The sequence below is a fragment of the Acinetobacter nosocomialis genome (genome assembly GCF_041021905.1).
GTDB classification, from domain to species: domain Bacteria; phylum Pseudomonadota; class Gammaproteobacteria; order Pseudomonadales; family Moraxellaceae; genus Acinetobacter; species Acinetobacter nosocomialis.
Genome location: NZ_CP157432.1, coordinates 602,184 through 617,823, shown reverse-complemented (window position 1 = coordinate 617,823; position 15,640 = coordinate 602,184). Strand labels below are relative to the sequence as shown.

The following is a 15,640-nucleotide window of genomic DNA, read 5'->3' as shown; positions in this document are numbered from 1 at the left end:
TGTCTAGTTTTCGTTGCAATAGAAAAATTTCTGTTTTTCAGCCGTATAAGCTGTTTTAACATTAATAAAGCATGTCTGGATATACATACTTTAGTAAAATCAATCTCTCGGCTAGAGAGAATGTCTATTACAAAACATGATATTTATTCGAAGGGTGATCGAGTAAATACATATAAAACTAGAGAAAGCATTTTTGTTGTTTCTATATACAAAGTCAAGAATAAAGAAATGGTTTTTCCATAAAAAGTTTTAGCTGTTGTTTTTTTAATCTAATATTAAGCCGTAAATTTGTTCATTCCCTCTCCATTTTTATTAAAAAAACACTCTTTTTTATATAAAACCCAGCATTCTAAATTGCTTATTTATGAACTTTATTTAAATATAGTCAGTATTTTTTGGGGAACATCTAATATGAATTTATCTTATTTAAAAACAAGCTTATATACAGCAATCACCACAGCAATTTTTGTTTGCTCAACTCAAAGTCAAGCCGAGCAATATTATAAATGGGTAGATAAAAACGGCTCGACACATTACACCACGACGCCACCACCTAAGGGTGCGAAACATTTGAACAAAGTTTCAACTTACGGTACCCAGCCTTCTGTAAAGAATCCGACATCAAACCCAGAACAACCAGCTCAGACTAAAACAGATAAAGCCGTACCAGAAGCAGCTAACGCCATGCAGGAAAAAACTGCACCTGCAGTAGCAGCTTCACCTGCTGCACCCGCACCTGCTCCATCAGCTTCAGCACCACGATAAGTAAAATGAGAGTGGTGAATACTTTCACCACTCTTCTCGGATTTAAAATAAAGAAGAATAAGTTGGGAAATTTTTATAGCGCATATTAAAAGATAAAATCGTGATCTAAAAACTGACATTTTCCTCTATTTTGCGCTATGCTGTGCAGCAATCTTTCATTTCAATTTTCGTTGTATAGCTTACGTCTATGACTATTTCTCACATTGACCCAGAATATCAAGCAAACACGATTGAACCATCCGTCCAACAAGATTGGGAAAATCGTAAAGTCTTTAAAGTTGCCGACACTGTCGAAGGTAAACATCGTTACATCCTGTCAATGTTCCCTTACCCAAGTGGCAAACTGCACATGGGTCATGTGCGTAACTATACAATTGGCGACGTAATTAGCCGTTTCTATCGTTTAAAAGGCGAAACCGTACTACAACCTATGGGTTGGGACGCTTTTGGTTTGCCTGCGGAAAACGCTGCAATTGCCCATAAAGTTGCTCCGGCAAAATGGACATTTGAAAACATCGCTTATATGCGTGACCAATTAAAAAAATTAGGTTTATCTGTTGATTGGGACCGTGAATTTGCAACGTGTACACCAGAGTACTACCACTGGGAACAATGGTTGTTTGTTCAGCTTTATAAAAAAGGTTTGATCTACCGTAAACTTTCAACAGTAAACTGGGATCCGGTTGACCAAACAGTTTTGGCAAATGAACAAGTTGAAAATGGTCGTGGATGGCGTTCTGGTGCATTGGTTGAAAAACGCGATATTCCAATGTACTACTTCCGTATTACGGACTATGCACAAGAACTATTAGATGACCTAGATACCTTACAAGACGGCTGGCCTCAACAAGTGTTGACCATGCAACGTAACTGGATTGGTCGCTCTACAGGTATGGAAATTACTTTCCCATCTGCTAATACCGAAATTTATGCTGACGGCTTAACTGTTTATACAACACGTGCTGATACGCTTATGGGCGTAACATACGTTGCTGTTGCAGCAGAACACCCTCTTGCGCTTAAAGCTGCTGAAAACAACCCTGAATTAGCTGCATTTATTGAAGAATGCCGCATGGGTTCAGTTGCAGAAGCTGACTTGGCAACAGCCGAGAAAAAAGGCATGGCAACAGGCTTGTTTGTAAAACATCCTGTCACTGGTGAAGAGCTTCCTGTCTGGATCGCAAACTACGTATTAATGTCTTACGGTTCTGGCGCAGTAATGGCTGTACCAGCACATGACGAACGTGATTTTGAATTTGCGAACAAGTTCAACTTGCCAATTAAGCAAGTAATTGATGCCAAAGGCGCTGACGATGCAGACTACTCTGCAACTGAGTGGCAAGAATGGTACGGTTCTAAAGAAGGTAAACTTGTTAACTCTGGCGAGTTTGACGGTTTAGAATTCCAAGCTGCGTTTGACGCATTCCTTGCGAAATTAGAACCACAAGGTTTAGCAAATTCTAAGGTTCAATTCCGTTTACGTGACTGGGGTGTTTCTCGTCAACGTTACTGGGGTTGTCCAATTCCAATGATTAACTGTGATACTTGTGGTCAAGTCACAGTTCCAGAAGACCAACTTCCGGTTGTATTACCAACTGATGTTGTTCCAGATGGTTCAGGTAACCCGCTTAATAAAATGCCTGAATTCTATGAAACAAAATGTCCTTGCTGTGGTGGCGATGCTCGTCGTGAAACAGATACATTGGATACTTTCGTAGAGTCATCTTGGTACTACGCACGCTATGCGTCTCCAGACTTCACTGGCGGTATGGTTAAACCTGAAGCAGCTCAAAACTGGCTTCCTGTAAACCAATATATTGGTGGTGTTGAACACGCGATTCTTCACTTACTTTATGCACGTTTCTTCCACAAATTAATGCGTGATGAAGGCGTTGTACAAGGTAATGAACCATTTACCAACCTGTTAACTCAAGGCATGGTGCTTGCAGATACATTCTATCGTGAAGCCGAAAATGGTAAGAAAACTTGGTTCAACCCTGCTGACATCGAATTAGAACGTGATGAGAAAGGTCGCATCATTTCTGCAAAATATTCAGGTGACGGTCAAGAAGTGATTATCGGCGGACAAGAAAAAATGTCTAAGTCGAAAAATAACGGTATTGACCCACAAGCAATTATCGATCAATACGGCGCAGATACAGCACGTGTATTCATGATGTTTGCTGCTCCACCAGATCAATCTTTAGAGTGGTCTGATGCAGGTGTTGAAGGCGCAAACCGTTTCTTGAAACGTGTATGGCGTCTGGTAGCAAGCTTCCTTGAAAAAGGAAACGCTGCAACTGCAATCGATACGGCAAACTTGTCTAAAGATGCTCAAGATTTACGTCGTAAGACTCACGAAACGATTCAAAAAGTAAGTGATGATATTGAACGTCGTCATGCATTCAATACTGCAATTGCCGCGTTAATGGAATTATTAAATGCAAGCAATAAGTTTGAAGCAAAAGATGATAACGACGTTGCTGTAGAACGTGAAGCAATCACAACATTGTTAACGTTACTTGCTCCATTTGCTCCGCATTTAAGCCAGACTTTATTGGCTCAGTTTGGTACGGACTTAACAGAAGCAACTTTCCCTGAAGTTGATGCTTCTGCGTTAACACGCAATACCCAAACGATTGTTGTACAAGTAAATGGTAAACTTCGCGGTAAACTTGAAGTTTCTGTTGATATTTCTAAAGATGAATTATTAGCTCAAGCTAAAGCGTTACCAGAAGTTCAACAGTTCTTAACAGGACCAACCAAAAAAGAAATTGTGGTTCCAAACAAATTGGTTAACCTCGTGGTTTAATTACAGGTATTAATGAGAGGATCAAGCATGCACTTAGCCCAACGTTTAGCCGCTGTTGTTTTAACCTTAGGCCTTAGTGCAGGCTTAGTCGGGTGTGGTTTCCATTTAAAAGGAACTAACCCGACTGCGACTCCACTTGTTTATAAAAAGTTGAGCCTTGAGTTACCGGCAAAAACCGATGACTTAGAAACACAATTAAAAGTGTACTTAACAGCAAATGGCGTTCAGCTCACCAATGACAACGACGCCTATGTTCTTCATGTTTTAGAGTACACGCCTCGTCGCCAACTTCTAAATGGTAAGCTTACAGAAGTTTTATTACGTCTGACTGTGACTTTCCAAATTGAAGACCGTCAAGGGAATAAAATTACCGAGCCACGTACTTTAACCGCAGCTCGTAGTTATCAATACGACTTGGCAACTGTCAACACTGAAAACCAGCAAGAAGGTTACTTGCAACGTATTGTGATTGATGACATTGCTCAGCAAATTACTCGTCAAATTTCAGCTAATCGCTTACCAAAAGCTCAACCATAAGATTTATCTATTCTTTAGTAATGAAACTTGACTACTTACAAGCCCTTAAACGCATTCCGGAAGCTCGGGGTGCGTGGATCCTGCATGGTCAGGAACCATTACTTGAACAAAACTTACTAGATACTTTCCGTAAAAGCTGGCAGCAACAAGACATTGAAAGACAGCGCTATGATATTAGTAGTGTGAGTGACTGGAAAAATGTGTTTAATGCCCTGAACAGCTTGTCTTTATTTTCACAGCAACTTGCTATTGAAGTTCACGGCAATATCAAGCCCGATGCAAATGGTTTAAAACAGCTTAAAAGTTATATTCAGCATAATGAAACCAACCTGCTGTTAATTGTTTTACCCAAACAAGATAGCAGTAGCTTAAAGTCTGCTTTTTTCCAAGTTGTTGAAGCAAACGGCGTTGTTGTTGCTCTTACTGCAAACTATCCGCAAGACCGCCAAAGAATTTTAGCTGCTGAAGCAGAAAAGCTCGAAATTCAACTCGACAATGACGCTTGGCAGTGGCTCATGCAACATCATGAGCACAATTTACTCGCTGCTAAAAATAGTTTGATGCGCGTAAGAGATACTTTCCCAGACCAGAAACTGATTCAAATTGAACAGTTATATGCTTGTTTGCAAGATCAGTCTCGTTACACCACTTATGATTTAAGCGATGCTTTATTAGAAGGCAATCTTGCTCAGTCTATTAAGATTTTCCAATATTTAATTGGTTCGGGTGAACCAGAAAGTCTGATCTTATGGACATTAAGTAAAGAAATGCGTTTATTAATGCAGTTGTTTGAACAGCCACACAATGCATTGCAACTCGGTATTTGGAAAACCAAAGTTAGCTTATACCAACAAGCTTTAAGAAGACTCAATCCACAGCAATTTTTGGGATGGTCTGCTCTACTCTTGCAAATCGATGCGGCAATTAAAGGCATGTCGAATGAAAATGCCGAACATTTAATGCAACAAGCGATTGCCGAGTTGTGTGGGAAAACATTATTTATACAATAGAGCGGTCAAATCCTTTGTCTGCTTTGTTGAAATATCATAAAAATTCACGTTTTATCCTCAATTGACTCTTATACTAATTAAAATTTTAGACTTTTCGACCTCTCGCCATGCCAAAAATAAAGCCCATTAAACTCGTTATTATTGTCGTCTGTATAGCCGTTATTGCTGCATTAGCTTGGAAGTTTTTTAAACCTAAACAGCAGCAGCCTCAATATATTACAGCTGAGGTAACTCGCGGAGATATTGAGAATAATGTACTTGCAACCGGTACGCTTGATGCAACCAAGCTCATTAGTGTCGGTGCTCAGGTATCCGGTCAGGTTAAAAAGATGTATGTGCAGCTTGGTGATCAAGTGAAACAAGGTCAACTTATTGCACAAATTGACTCAACCACCCAAGAAAACAGTTTAAAAACATCTGATGCCAATATTAAAAACTTAGAGGCACAGCGCCTTCAACAAGTGGCATCTTTAAATGAAAAGCAACTCGAATATCGTCGTCAGCAACAAATGTATGCTCAAGATGCGACACCTCGTGCAGATTTAGAGTCAGCTGAAGCTGCTTATAAAACAGCCCAAGCACAAGTCAAAGCATTAGATGCACAAATCGAGTCTGCGAAAGTTACTCGTTCAACAGCACAAACAAATATTGGCTATACCCGTATTGTTGCGCCAACTGATGGTACCGTTGTTGCGATTGTGACTGAAGAAGGCCAAACCGTAAACGCGAACCAAAGTGCTCCAACGATCGTTAAGATTGCAAAACTGCAAAATATGACGATTAAAGCACAGGTAAGTGAAGCAGATATCATGCGAGTAGAAAAAGGTCAAAAAGTCTACTTCACTACTTTAGGCGATGACAGTAAACGTTATGCGACATTACGTCAGATTGAGCCAGCACCAGATTCAATTTCTAGTGAGTCAAACAGTACTACAAGTTCAACCAGTAGCTCAGCTGTCTACTACAACGCTTTATTTGACGTTCCAAATACAGATGGCAAATTGCGTATTGATATGACTGCTCAAGTTTATATCGTATTAGATTCAGCAAAAAATGCCTTACTGGTTCCATCTTCTGCCTTAAGTAGCAAACAATTTTCTGGTCAGAAAAAACCTGGTCAGTCAGCAGATAAAGCAGCTTCAACTCCAAATGCCGAAAGAAAACATTCAGGTAATGGTGCCCGTTTAGAACGCTTAAACTTAACTCCTGAACAAAAACAACTTATTGAACAAGGTAAAGCAACCTTGAGCGTAGTTCGTGTTTTACAAGCAGATGGTACAGCTAAACCAACACAAATTTTGGTAGGTATTAATAACCGTGTAAATGCACAAGTACTTGCCGGATTAAAACAAGGTGATCAAGTTGTAATTGCGGATAGTTCAGAAAACTCTGCTGCCTCTGCAAATAGTGGTAATAACCGTCGCCGTAATGGTCCAATGGGAATGTAAGCATGACAAAACAAGCTTTGCTTGAAGTCAGCAATCTGGTCCGGGAATTCCCTGCTGGCGAAAGCACGATTCAAATTTTAAAAGGCATTGACCTGACCATTTATGAAGGTGAACTGGTTGCGATTGTCGGCCAGTCCGGTTCTGGTAAATCAACGCTCATGAATATTTTGGGCTGTCTGGATCGCCCAACAAGTGGTAGTTACAAGGTTAATGGTCAAGAAACCGGTAAGCTAGAACCTGACCAGTTAGCCCAATTACGCCGTGAATATTTTGGCTTTATTTTCCAGCGCTATCACTTACTTGGTGACTTGTCAGCCGAAGGTAACGTTGAAGTTCCAGCCGTTTATGCAGGTGTTACACCTTCAGATCGTAAACAGCGTGCAACCGCCTTACTTACCGAGTTAGGTTTAGGCACAAAAACACAAAACCGACCAAGCCAACTTTCAGGTGGTCAACAGCAACGTGTTTCAATTGCCCGTGCTTTAATGAATGGCGGTGATGTGATTTTAGCCGATGAGCCAACAGGTGCACTCGACTCACATAGTGGTATTGAGGTAATGCGAATTTTGCGTGAACTCAATGCGGCTGGTCACACCATTATTTTGGTCACGCACGATATGCAAGTTGCGAAAAATGCAACGCGTATTATCGAAATTAGTGACGGAGAAATTATTAGTGACCGTCCTAATGTTCCAGACCAATCTACAGAAGAAGTTAAATCTGACCCCGATGCTGCCCCTGCTCTACAAAATAAGCAGAAAAAAGGTAAAAGCATTTCAGCTTGGCGTTCAACTTTAGACCGCTTATCTGAGGCGTTCCAAATGGCTTTGCTGTCTATGAATGCCCACCGTATGCGTACCTTTTTAACCATGCTCGGGATTATTATTGGTATTGCATCTGTCGTAACGGTAGTCGCACTGGGTAATGGTTCACAAAAGCAGATTTTGGAAAATATTAGCGGCCTCGGTACTAACACAATTACGGTATTCCAAGGGCGTGGTTTTGGTGATAACTCCAAGACGGCCAATTTTAAAACATTGGTACCTGCCGATGCCGATGCATTAATGACGCAGCCTTATGTGAGTGCTGTCAGTCCAATGGTCAGCACATCCAAAACTATGCGTTATCAACAAAATGAAGCGAACGCGACCATTAATGGCGTAAGTAACGATTTTTTTGATGTAAAAGGTCTGGTTTTTAAAGATGGTCAAACTTTTGATCAACGTAGTGTACGTGACCGTTCACAAGATGTAGTGATTGACACGAATACGCAAAAACAATTCTTTAGCGATGGCACCAACCCAATCGGGCAAGTGGTCTTACTAGGTAGTGTGCCGGCTCGTATTATCGGCATTGTTGAACCTCAGACCAGTAGTATGGGCTCAGATGATACGCTTAATGTGTATATGCCATATACCACGGTCATGAGCCGTATGTTAGGTCAGGCACATGTCCGCAATATTGTTGTACGTATTAATGATAAATACTCGACCAGCGCTGCTGAAAACGCCATCGTTAATTTATTAACGCAGCGACATGGTGCCCAAGATATTTTCACTATGAACAGTGACAGTATCCGTCAAACCATTGAAAAAACAACCAGCACCATGACCCTTCTGGTCTCAGCAATTGCCGTCATTTCTCTGGTAGTTGGTGGTATTGGTGTAATGAACATTATGTTGGTTTCGGTAACTGAACGTACGCAAGAAATTGGTGTACGTATGGCTGTCGGTGCTCGACAAAGTGATATTTTGCAACAGTTCCTAATTGAAGCAATTTTAGTGTGTTTAATTGGTGGTGTTCTCGGCGTATTACTTTCGCTAGGGTTAGGACAGCTTATTAACAAAGTAGCCGCAGGTAATTTTGCAGTGGCATATTCAACGACTTCGATTGTGGCAGCATTTGTTTGCTCAACACTGATTGGTGTCGTATTCGGTTTCTTGCCTGCCAAAAATGCCGCAAAACTTGACCCTGTTGCAGCACTATCACGAGAATAAGGAAAATTGCATGTCTTTTTCAATGACTAAACTTAGCGCAGCACTTCTCCTCAGCAGTTCTCTTGTGGGATGTGCGGCAATGGTTAAAACGCCTTACCAAGCACCGTCTGTACAAGTTCCGGGTAGTTTTCAGTACGATACGACTAAAACTAAAACAGCATCAGTTGAACAATACTCTGACCGTTGGTGGACACTGTTTGGAGATGCACAGCTCAATCAGCTTGTAAACAACGTATTAGAGCGTAATAGCGATTTAGCTGTAGCGGGAATTACCTTAAAGCAAGCTCGCTTAAAAGCTGATTTAACGGCAAATCAACAAGGCCTACGTACCAGTTCAAATGTTTCTACAGGCCATACTTTCGACTTAAATTCAGGCGATGATAGTGCTAAAGGACTATCCTTAAGTGCAGGCGTAAGTTATGAACTTGATTTGTTTGGCAAGCTTGCTCGCCAAACCGAAGCGAGCAAATGGGAAGCTTTAGCGACTGAACAAGACTTACAGTCTACAGGTCAAAGTCTGATTGCCACTACAGCGAAACTCTACTGGCAACTGGGCTACTTAAATGAACGTTATGCAACTGCACAGCAGAGCTTAGCCACTTCACAAAAGCTTTATGAGTTAGTTCAAACTCAGTATAAAGCAGGTGCAGTTTCAGGCTTAGACCTTACGCAAGCCGAGCAATCTGTTCAAAGTCAAAAAGCAAGTTTAAGCCAAATTGAACAACAGCTTGTAGAAACACGTACAGCCATTGCAGTGTTATTGCATGAGCCAGTACAGCAACTCAACATTCAAGAACCACAGCGTTTACCACGTACAGCGCTTCCTGCTATTGGTGCAGGTTTACCGGCGGATATTTTGTCACGCCGCCCTGACTTGCAAGCAGCCGAGCTTCGTTTAAGAAAGGCTCTGGCAACCAAAGATGCGACCAAAGCAAGTTACTATCCGTCTATTAGCTTAACCAGTAGTTTAGGTTCAAGCAGCACATCGTTAACCGAGTTATTACGCAACCCTGCTCTCACGCTTGGGGCGAGTTTGAGCTTACCGTTTTTGCAATATAACGATATGAAGAAAGATATTGCGATTAGTAATCTTGATTATGAAAAAGCGATTATTCAATATCGCCAAACGCTTTATCAGGCTTTTGCTGATGTAGAAAACGCGTTATCAAACCGCACAGAACTCGACAAACAAGTAGAACTGCAACAACGTAATGTTGAACTTGCAGAAAAAACCGAACGTTTAACCGAAGTACGTTACCGTTATGGCGCTGTTGCGTTAAAAACACTTCTCGATGCCCAGCAAACAACACGTACTGCGCGCTTGAGTCTTGTTGAAACCAAACAAAGCCAATACAACGCTTATGTCACCCTCATGCAGGCATTAGGTGGTTCACCTGTAAAAGAATTGCCACAATAACTTGCGCCCAGTAAAAAAGCCGTAGTCCTTCAACTACGGCTTTTTTTATGTCTGAATAAATCTTAAGACTTATTCATCATCCATCATAGATTGGCTCATACCGACAGTATTGAAACCAGCGTCTACATATAGAATTTCACCAGTAATACCTGAAGCCCAAGGTGAGCATAGGAATAACGCTGCGTTACCCACTTCTTCAATCGTTACGTTACGCTTTAACGGTGCAACTTTTTCGTTAGCATCTAACATTTTACGGAAAGATTTAATACCAGAAGCAGCTAAAGTACGGATTGGACCCGCAGAAATCGCGTTTACACGGATACCATCAACACCTAAGCTTGATGCTAAGTAACGAACACCAGCTTCTAAAGAAGCTTTTGCCATACCCATTACATTGTAGTTAGGCATAACGCGCTCAGAACCTTGGTAAGTCAAAGTTAATAAACAACCTTGGCGAGCTTGTAATAAAGGTTTTGCAGCACGTGCCATTGCAACAAAGCTGTATGCGCTAATGTCATGAGCAATTTTAAAACCATCACGGTCAGTCACGTCAGTAAAGTCACCGTCAAGCGTGTGTGCAGGTGCAAAACCGATTGAATGTACAACACCATCTACGCCGTCCCAATGTTTTGCAAGTTCCGCAAATGCATTATCAATTTCAGCATCAACGGCAACATCACATGGAAACACAAGTTTAGAACCGAATTGCTCAGCAAACTCATCTACACGTTTTTTTAATTTTTCGTTTGGATAAGTAAATGCAAGCTCAGCACCTTCACGGTGTAATGCTTGTGCAATACCATAAGCAATTGATAATTTACTAGCAACGCCTGCAATCAAAAAGCGTTTACCTGCTAAAAGTCCTTGTGTCATGCCGATCTCACTCAAAACAATTTCCAGCATAATGCCAATATTCAACATTTTTCGAAATTGCATAATGCATCTTTTTTCAAAAATCGCACGAAAAAAAATCGCCCCTACGTAGGAGCGACTTTTTATCATCTCATTTTTAGTCATCAGACAATAAGCCAAGTAGACGTAAGAACGAGATATACATCCAAACTAAAGTTGCAAGTAAGGCAATACCACACAACCATTCCATGAATTTTGGAGCACGGTATGCTGCATTGGTTTCGATCAAGTCAAAATCTAAAATCAGGTTAAGTGAAGCAATGACTGCAACAAATGCAGCAAAACCAATACCCAACCAGTTGCTTTCAAAAATATAAGGAATGCTTGAACCAAACGCTAAACGCATCACCATCTGTACAATAAATACAATAAAGATTGCTAGAGATGCCGAAATTACAACTGATTTGAACTTTTCGGTTGCGCGTATAATTTGGAACTTATAGAGACCAAACATCACTAAAGTGGTAACGAAAGTTGCTAATAAGGCTTGAAGCGGAACGCCCGGATATTTCAACTGGAAAGTAAAAGAAATACCACCAATAAATGCCCCTTCGAATAAAGCATAAGGAATTGCTAAAGTTGGCGCAGTCGTTGGTTTAAACGTTGTGATTAAAGCTAAAACCAAGCCACCAATTGCACCCACAATTGAAGCTGCGTAAGCAATACCAACATTTGCAGTAAAGGCTGCATAGAAAAATAAAGCGACACCCACTGCAGCAGCAATGATAGTCAACATCACAGATTTTTGAATCGCACCTTGCACGGTCATTGGTTGACTGTAGTCACTGACCGTTTCAACGCGAGTCAGTATCGGGTTATTACTTTGCATAAATGCTCTCTTTTTATAATAAATAAACTTAAAACATCATTTTAAGCAAAATGAATATGAAAGCCAAATTACCCCTTGGTATTATTGTAACGATGTCTTATAAGCAATAAAAAAGGAGGCTACTGCCCCCTTTCATATGACTTGAACAACGTAATCAATCTTTACCATCAGTGTTCATAATGAAGAAATATTCGCGGTAGTATTTCAACTCTGAAATTGAATCGCGAATATCATCCATAGCTAAATGTGATGCATTCTTTTTCAGACCGCTCATAATTTCAGGGCGCCAGCGTTTTGAGAGTTCTTTGATCGTAGACACATCGAGATTACGATAGTGGAAATACTGCTCTAGCTCAGGCATAAGACGATGCAAGAAACGGCGATCCTGACAAATCGAGTTACCACACATTGGTGAAACTTTTGGATTGACCCATTTTTTTAAGAATTCTAAAGTCTGTAACTCAGCGTCACGAGCTGTCAATTTACTACGGCGAACTCGCTCAATTAAACCTGACTGGCCATGCTGGCGAGTATTCCACTCATCCATTGCATTTAAAATACGATCAGGTTGATGAATAGCCAAAACCGGACCTTCGGCAAGTACATTTAAATGATCATCTGTAATAATTGTTGCGATTTCAATAATCTGGTCGTTGTCGGTATCCAAACCGGTCATTTCCAGATCAATCCAAATTAATCGTGTATTTAAAGTACTGCTCATGTATGTACGTTCTAAAATGCCGTAAAAACATCAATAGTAGCAAATTTCTTGCTTCTGCGCTGTAATTCCATACCAGCTTCGTGCTATTTTTGCGGTCTTCAAACAATGGTTTTTTTGGGATATGAATGGCTCTAATTCGTAAGCGTCGTTTAACTGAGCAACAGCAACGTCGTATTGAAAAACAGCATAAAACTCGCCAAGAAGAAGTCGATACTTCACAAGATCTAGATGGGCTGGTGGTACAGCACTATGGCCGTCAACTTGAAGTACAGGCACTTTCTGTACCCGAGCATCACCCAGAAAAACCTCAAGTTGCCGAAGGCGAACCAGAACCATTTTGGAAACCGATTGAACTAAAAAGTATTTGGCGTTGCCACACTCGTACAAATCTTGAACTACTAGTCACGGGTGACAGAGTGAAGTGGCAAGCAGACCCTAATACAGGTTTAGGGATTATTACCGCAATTCATCCACGTACTTCATTACTTACACGCCCAGATCGCTATCATAAAGTAAAGCCTGTAGCAGCCAATATTAGTTTAATCGTTATTGTTTTTGCTCCGCTTCCAGAACCGGCACCCACTTTAATTGACCGCTATTTAGTAGCATGTGCAGATGCAAATATTCCTGCTCTTCTAGTACTAAATAAATCGGATTTACTCACTGAAAATGACCCGATTCTCGACATGCTCAAAGAGTATGAAAATTTAGGTTATGAAGTCATGATTTGTCATTCTAAAGGTGATATTTCAGCATTATCTCAACGACTTGATGGTGAGACAGTAGCTTTTGTAGGCCAGTCAGGTGTTGGTAAAAGCTCACTTATTAATGTGCTCATTCCAGATGCCGAGCAGAAAACCAATATCATCTCTGAAAACTCGGCACTTGGACAACACACCACGACTTCTACGCGCTTAATCAACTTTGGTAAAAATGGCGCCTTAATTGATTCGCCGGGAATTCGCGAGTTTGGGCTTTGGCATCTCGATTTAGATAAAATTCGTATGGGTTTTCCTGAAATTGAAGCGCATTTAGGTTCATGTCAGTTCCGTAACTGCACGCATACTCATGAAAAGAACTGTGGCTTAAAACAGGCTGTTGAAGCAGGTGAAATTTTGCCGCGACGCTTAGATAGCTTCTTACGTTTAATCGACGAGATTCAAGAAGCGCAGCAAAAAAACTAATTTTCTACCCCTTTTGCCCTTGAAGTGGTGATTTTGATCACCATCTATATACGCTATACTCTAGGTCAATTTTGTTTTTAATTTTTTTAGGTGACTTGTGGAACGCTGGTTAGAGTTTATGGGGAATCACCCCATTTTGTTTGGTACACTCGGAGTCTTGATCGTATTGTTCTTCATTTTTGAAGGTCAACGTAACGGTCGTAAAATTTCTCCACAGTCGCTTGGTATTTTAGTGAAAGCGAAAAATGCTCTTTTGATTGACTTACGCGATAGCAAAGACTTCCGCGAAGGTCACATTAGTGGTAGCCGCAATATTCCTTATAGCCAAATTGCAAGTCATGCTGATGAATTAAAAGCAAGTGACCGTCCATTGGTATTTATTTGCAACCTAGGGCAAGTTGCTGGTAGCGCTTTACAGAAAGTTGCTCACCATGACAGCTATCGCCTTGATGGTGGTATCAGTAACTGGAAAGCTCAAGGCTTACCTCTCGTTAAAAGCAAACCAAAAGCTTAAGGAGAATTGTTATGGCAGCAAATGTCATTGTTTACTCAACTTCTGTATGCCCGTACTGCGTTCGCGCGAAACAATTACTTGAGCGTAAAGGTGTTGCTTACAAAGAAGTAAATCTTTCTGTTGAGGCACCAGAAGTACGTGCTGAATTAATGCAACGTACAAATCATCGTACTGTTCCACAAATTTTTATTAATGATCAGTTTATCGGTGGTTTTGACCAACTTTATGCTTTAGAGCGTGAAGGTAAACTCGACGAATTATTGGCTTAACATCGCATCCATATTAAGGAAAAAACAATGAGCGAAGAACAACAAGTTCAACCACAATTAGCTTTAGAGCGTATTTATACAAAAGATATTTCTTTTGAGGTTCCAGGGGCACAAGTTTTTACTAAACAATGGCAACCTGAACTTAACATCAATCTTTCTTCTGCTGCTGAAAAGATTGACCCAACTCACTTTGAAGTATCTTTAAAAGTTGTGGTTCAAGCCAATAACGACAATGAAACAGCATTCATCGTAGATGTAACTCAATCTGGTATTTTCTTAATCGATAATATCGAAGAAGACCGCTTACCTTACATTTTGGGTGCATACTGCCCGAACATTTTGTTCCCGTTCCTACGTGAAGCTGTAAACGACTTAGTTACTAAGGGTAGCTTCCCACAATTACTTCTTACTCCAATCAACTTTGATGCAGAGTTCGAAGCAAATATGGAACGTGCTCAAGCTGCTGCTGTTGAAGGTCAAGCTTAATTTTATAGCTTGCTCTCAACTAAAAAAACCGCGTAATTCGCGGTTTTTTTATATGTGCTATTTGGCTCACTCTATCCTTCAAGTGAATGAAGCTGAATAGAAGGTAACTGAAACCCACGGCAAGACTGCTCTGAACGCCATGCCACTGTTAAAATCATGTTACCTGAAACAAAATTTTGATAAGCAAACGTTCCAATAAGTTCATGCGAACATAATCCGCCATGATTTGCAGGGTGTGCTTGAGTGTTTAAAGTATTTAAATCTAAACGTATACCAAGGCCCGATGCTTTTAGAACAGCTTCTTTAGTGGTCCAGACTTTAAACCAATACTCTCTATCTTGTTCTAGATTTTGCCAAGTCGCATATTCATCAGGATGAAAAGCATGTTGTGCCAAACTATCTAAACGTACTTTACGGTCAAGTTCTTCAACATCTATACCAATATCTTTAACTCGCTCACTTAGCGCTAAAGCATAATATTGTTGGCTATGTGAATGGTTAAAATGCAACGTATGATTTAACAAATAAGGTTTGCCATACTCATGTTTAGCAAATAACAAATCTTCTGGATTTACATTTAGCTTTTGAGCTAATAAATTATTTTTAATGTGCTGTATTTGCTGCTTTTTATAATTATTAAATGTACGAAAGTCTGGAAAGTCTTGTTTCGACTTTAAAAGAAGTTGAGATAATGCCTTTGTATAAACTTCTATAATATGCTCAGACATTATCTCTATCC

The 15,640-nt window shown here is 40.4% G+C and carries 15 protein-coding genes; 11 read left to right on the top strand and 4 right to left on the bottom strand.

The window, feature by feature from the left end; genetic code table 11:
- The first annotated feature begins 411 nt into the window (after positions 1–411).
- From ABLC00_RS02915 to ABLC00_RS02885, 7 genes are all read left to right on the top strand, one after another.
- A complete protein-coding gene (locus tag ABLC00_RS02915) occupies positions 412–765 on the top strand; it encodes a DUF4124 domain-containing protein (protein ID WP_033846467.1) in 354 nt (117 codons plus the stop codon).
- 187 nt (positions 766–952) lie between these two features.
- Positions 953–3,577 (top strand): leucine--tRNA ligase, encoded by a 2,625-nt coding sequence (gene leuS, locus ABLC00_RS02910; protein ID WP_004883283.1) that lies wholly within the window; start codon positions 953–955, stop codon positions 3,575–3,577.
- Positions 3,578–3,604: 27 nt separating this feature from the next.
- Positions 3,605–4,114 (top strand): LPS assembly lipoprotein LptE, encoded by a 510-nt coding sequence (gene lptE / locus ABLC00_RS02905; RefSeq protein WP_002053498.1) that lies wholly within the window; start codon positions 3,605–3,607, stop codon positions 4,112–4,114.
- 20 nt (positions 4,115–4,134) lie between these two features.
- Entirely contained in the window at positions 4,135–5,124 is a 990-nt protein-coding gene (gene holA / locus ABLC00_RS02900; protein ID WP_002053357.1) for a DNA polymerase III subunit delta, read from the top strand.
- A 107-nt stretch (positions 5,125–5,231) separates the two neighbouring features.
- The gene (locus tag ABLC00_RS02895; RefSeq protein WP_004710651.1) at positions 5,232–6,572 is read left to right on the top strand and encodes a MacA family efflux pump subunit; all 1,341 of its coding nucleotides are present in this window, start codon (positions 5,232–5,234) and stop codon (positions 6,570–6,572) included.
- A gap of 2 nt (positions 6,573–6,574) precedes the next feature.
- Positions 6,575–8,569: a MacB family efflux pump subunit gene (locus ABLC00_RS02890; protein ID WP_004710652.1), complete on the top strand. Its 1,995-nt coding sequence runs from the start codon at positions 6,575–6,577 to the stop codon at positions 8,567–8,569.
- A gap of 22 nt (positions 8,570–8,591) precedes the next feature.
- On the top strand, positions 8,592–9,986 hold the full coding sequence (locus ABLC00_RS02885) for an efflux transporter outer membrane subunit (RefSeq protein ID WP_080775583.1): 1,395 nt from the start codon (positions 8,592–8,594) through the stop codon (positions 9,984–9,986).
- A gap of 69 nt (positions 9,987–10,055) precedes the next feature.
- On the opposite strand, the gene ABLC00_RS02880 is transcribed toward ABLC00_RS02885, so the two are convergent.
- The 3 genes from ABLC00_RS02880 to orn form a co-directional block, all read right to left on the bottom strand.
- Positions 10,056–10,859 (bottom strand): enoyl-ACP reductase, encoded by an 804-nt coding sequence (locus ABLC00_RS02880; RefSeq protein WP_002027450.1) that lies wholly within the window; start codon positions 10,857–10,859, stop codon positions 10,056–10,058.
- Between the two features lie 136 nt (positions 10,860–10,995).
- Positions 10,996–11,727 (bottom strand): Bax inhibitor-1/YccA family protein, encoded by a 732-nt coding sequence (locus ABLC00_RS02875; protein WP_002053496.1) that lies wholly within the window; start codon positions 11,725–11,727, stop codon positions 10,996–10,998.
- A gap of 154 nt (positions 11,728–11,881) precedes the next feature.
- Positions 11,882–12,448, bottom strand: a complete 567-nt coding sequence (gene orn / locus ABLC00_RS02870; RefSeq protein WP_002053300.1) for an oligoribonuclease — start codon at positions 12,446–12,448, stop codon at positions 11,882–11,884.
- Positions 12,449–12,573: 125 nt separating this feature from the next.
- Between orn and rsgA the strand changes: the two genes are divergently transcribed.
- The 4 genes from rsgA to secB all read left to right on the top strand — a co-directional run bounded on the left by rsgA (position 12,574) and on the right by secB (position 14,901).
- The gene (gene rsgA / locus ABLC00_RS02865) at positions 12,574–13,632 is read left to right on the top strand and encodes a ribosome small subunit-dependent GTPase A (RefSeq protein ID WP_002053397.1); all 1,059 of its coding nucleotides are present in this window, start codon (positions 12,574–12,576) and stop codon (positions 13,630–13,632) included.
- Positions 13,633–13,729: 97 nt separating this feature from the next.
- Entirely contained in the window at positions 13,730–14,146 is a 417-nt protein-coding gene (locus tag ABLC00_RS02860; RefSeq protein ID WP_000443006.1) for a rhodanese-like domain-containing protein, read from the top strand.
- Between the two features lie 11 nt (positions 14,147–14,157).
- Entirely contained in the window at positions 14,158–14,415 is a 258-nt protein-coding gene (gene grxC, locus ABLC00_RS02855) for a glutaredoxin 3 (protein WP_000729828.1), read from the top strand.
- A gap of 27 nt (positions 14,416–14,442) precedes the next feature.
- Positions 14,443–14,901: a protein-export chaperone SecB gene (secB, locus tag ABLC00_RS02850; protein WP_002053511.1), complete on the top strand. Its 459-nt coding sequence runs from the start codon at positions 14,443–14,445 to the stop codon at positions 14,899–14,901.
- Positions 14,902–14,972: 71 nt separating this feature from the next.
- Here secB and ABLC00_RS02845 read toward each other — a convergent pair whose 3' ends face one another.
- A complete protein-coding gene (locus ABLC00_RS02845) occupies positions 14,973–15,629 on the bottom strand; it encodes a 4'-phosphopantetheinyl transferase superfamily protein (RefSeq protein ID WP_033846463.1) in 657 nt (218 codons plus the stop codon).
- Positions 15,630–15,640 lie beyond the last annotated feature (11 nt).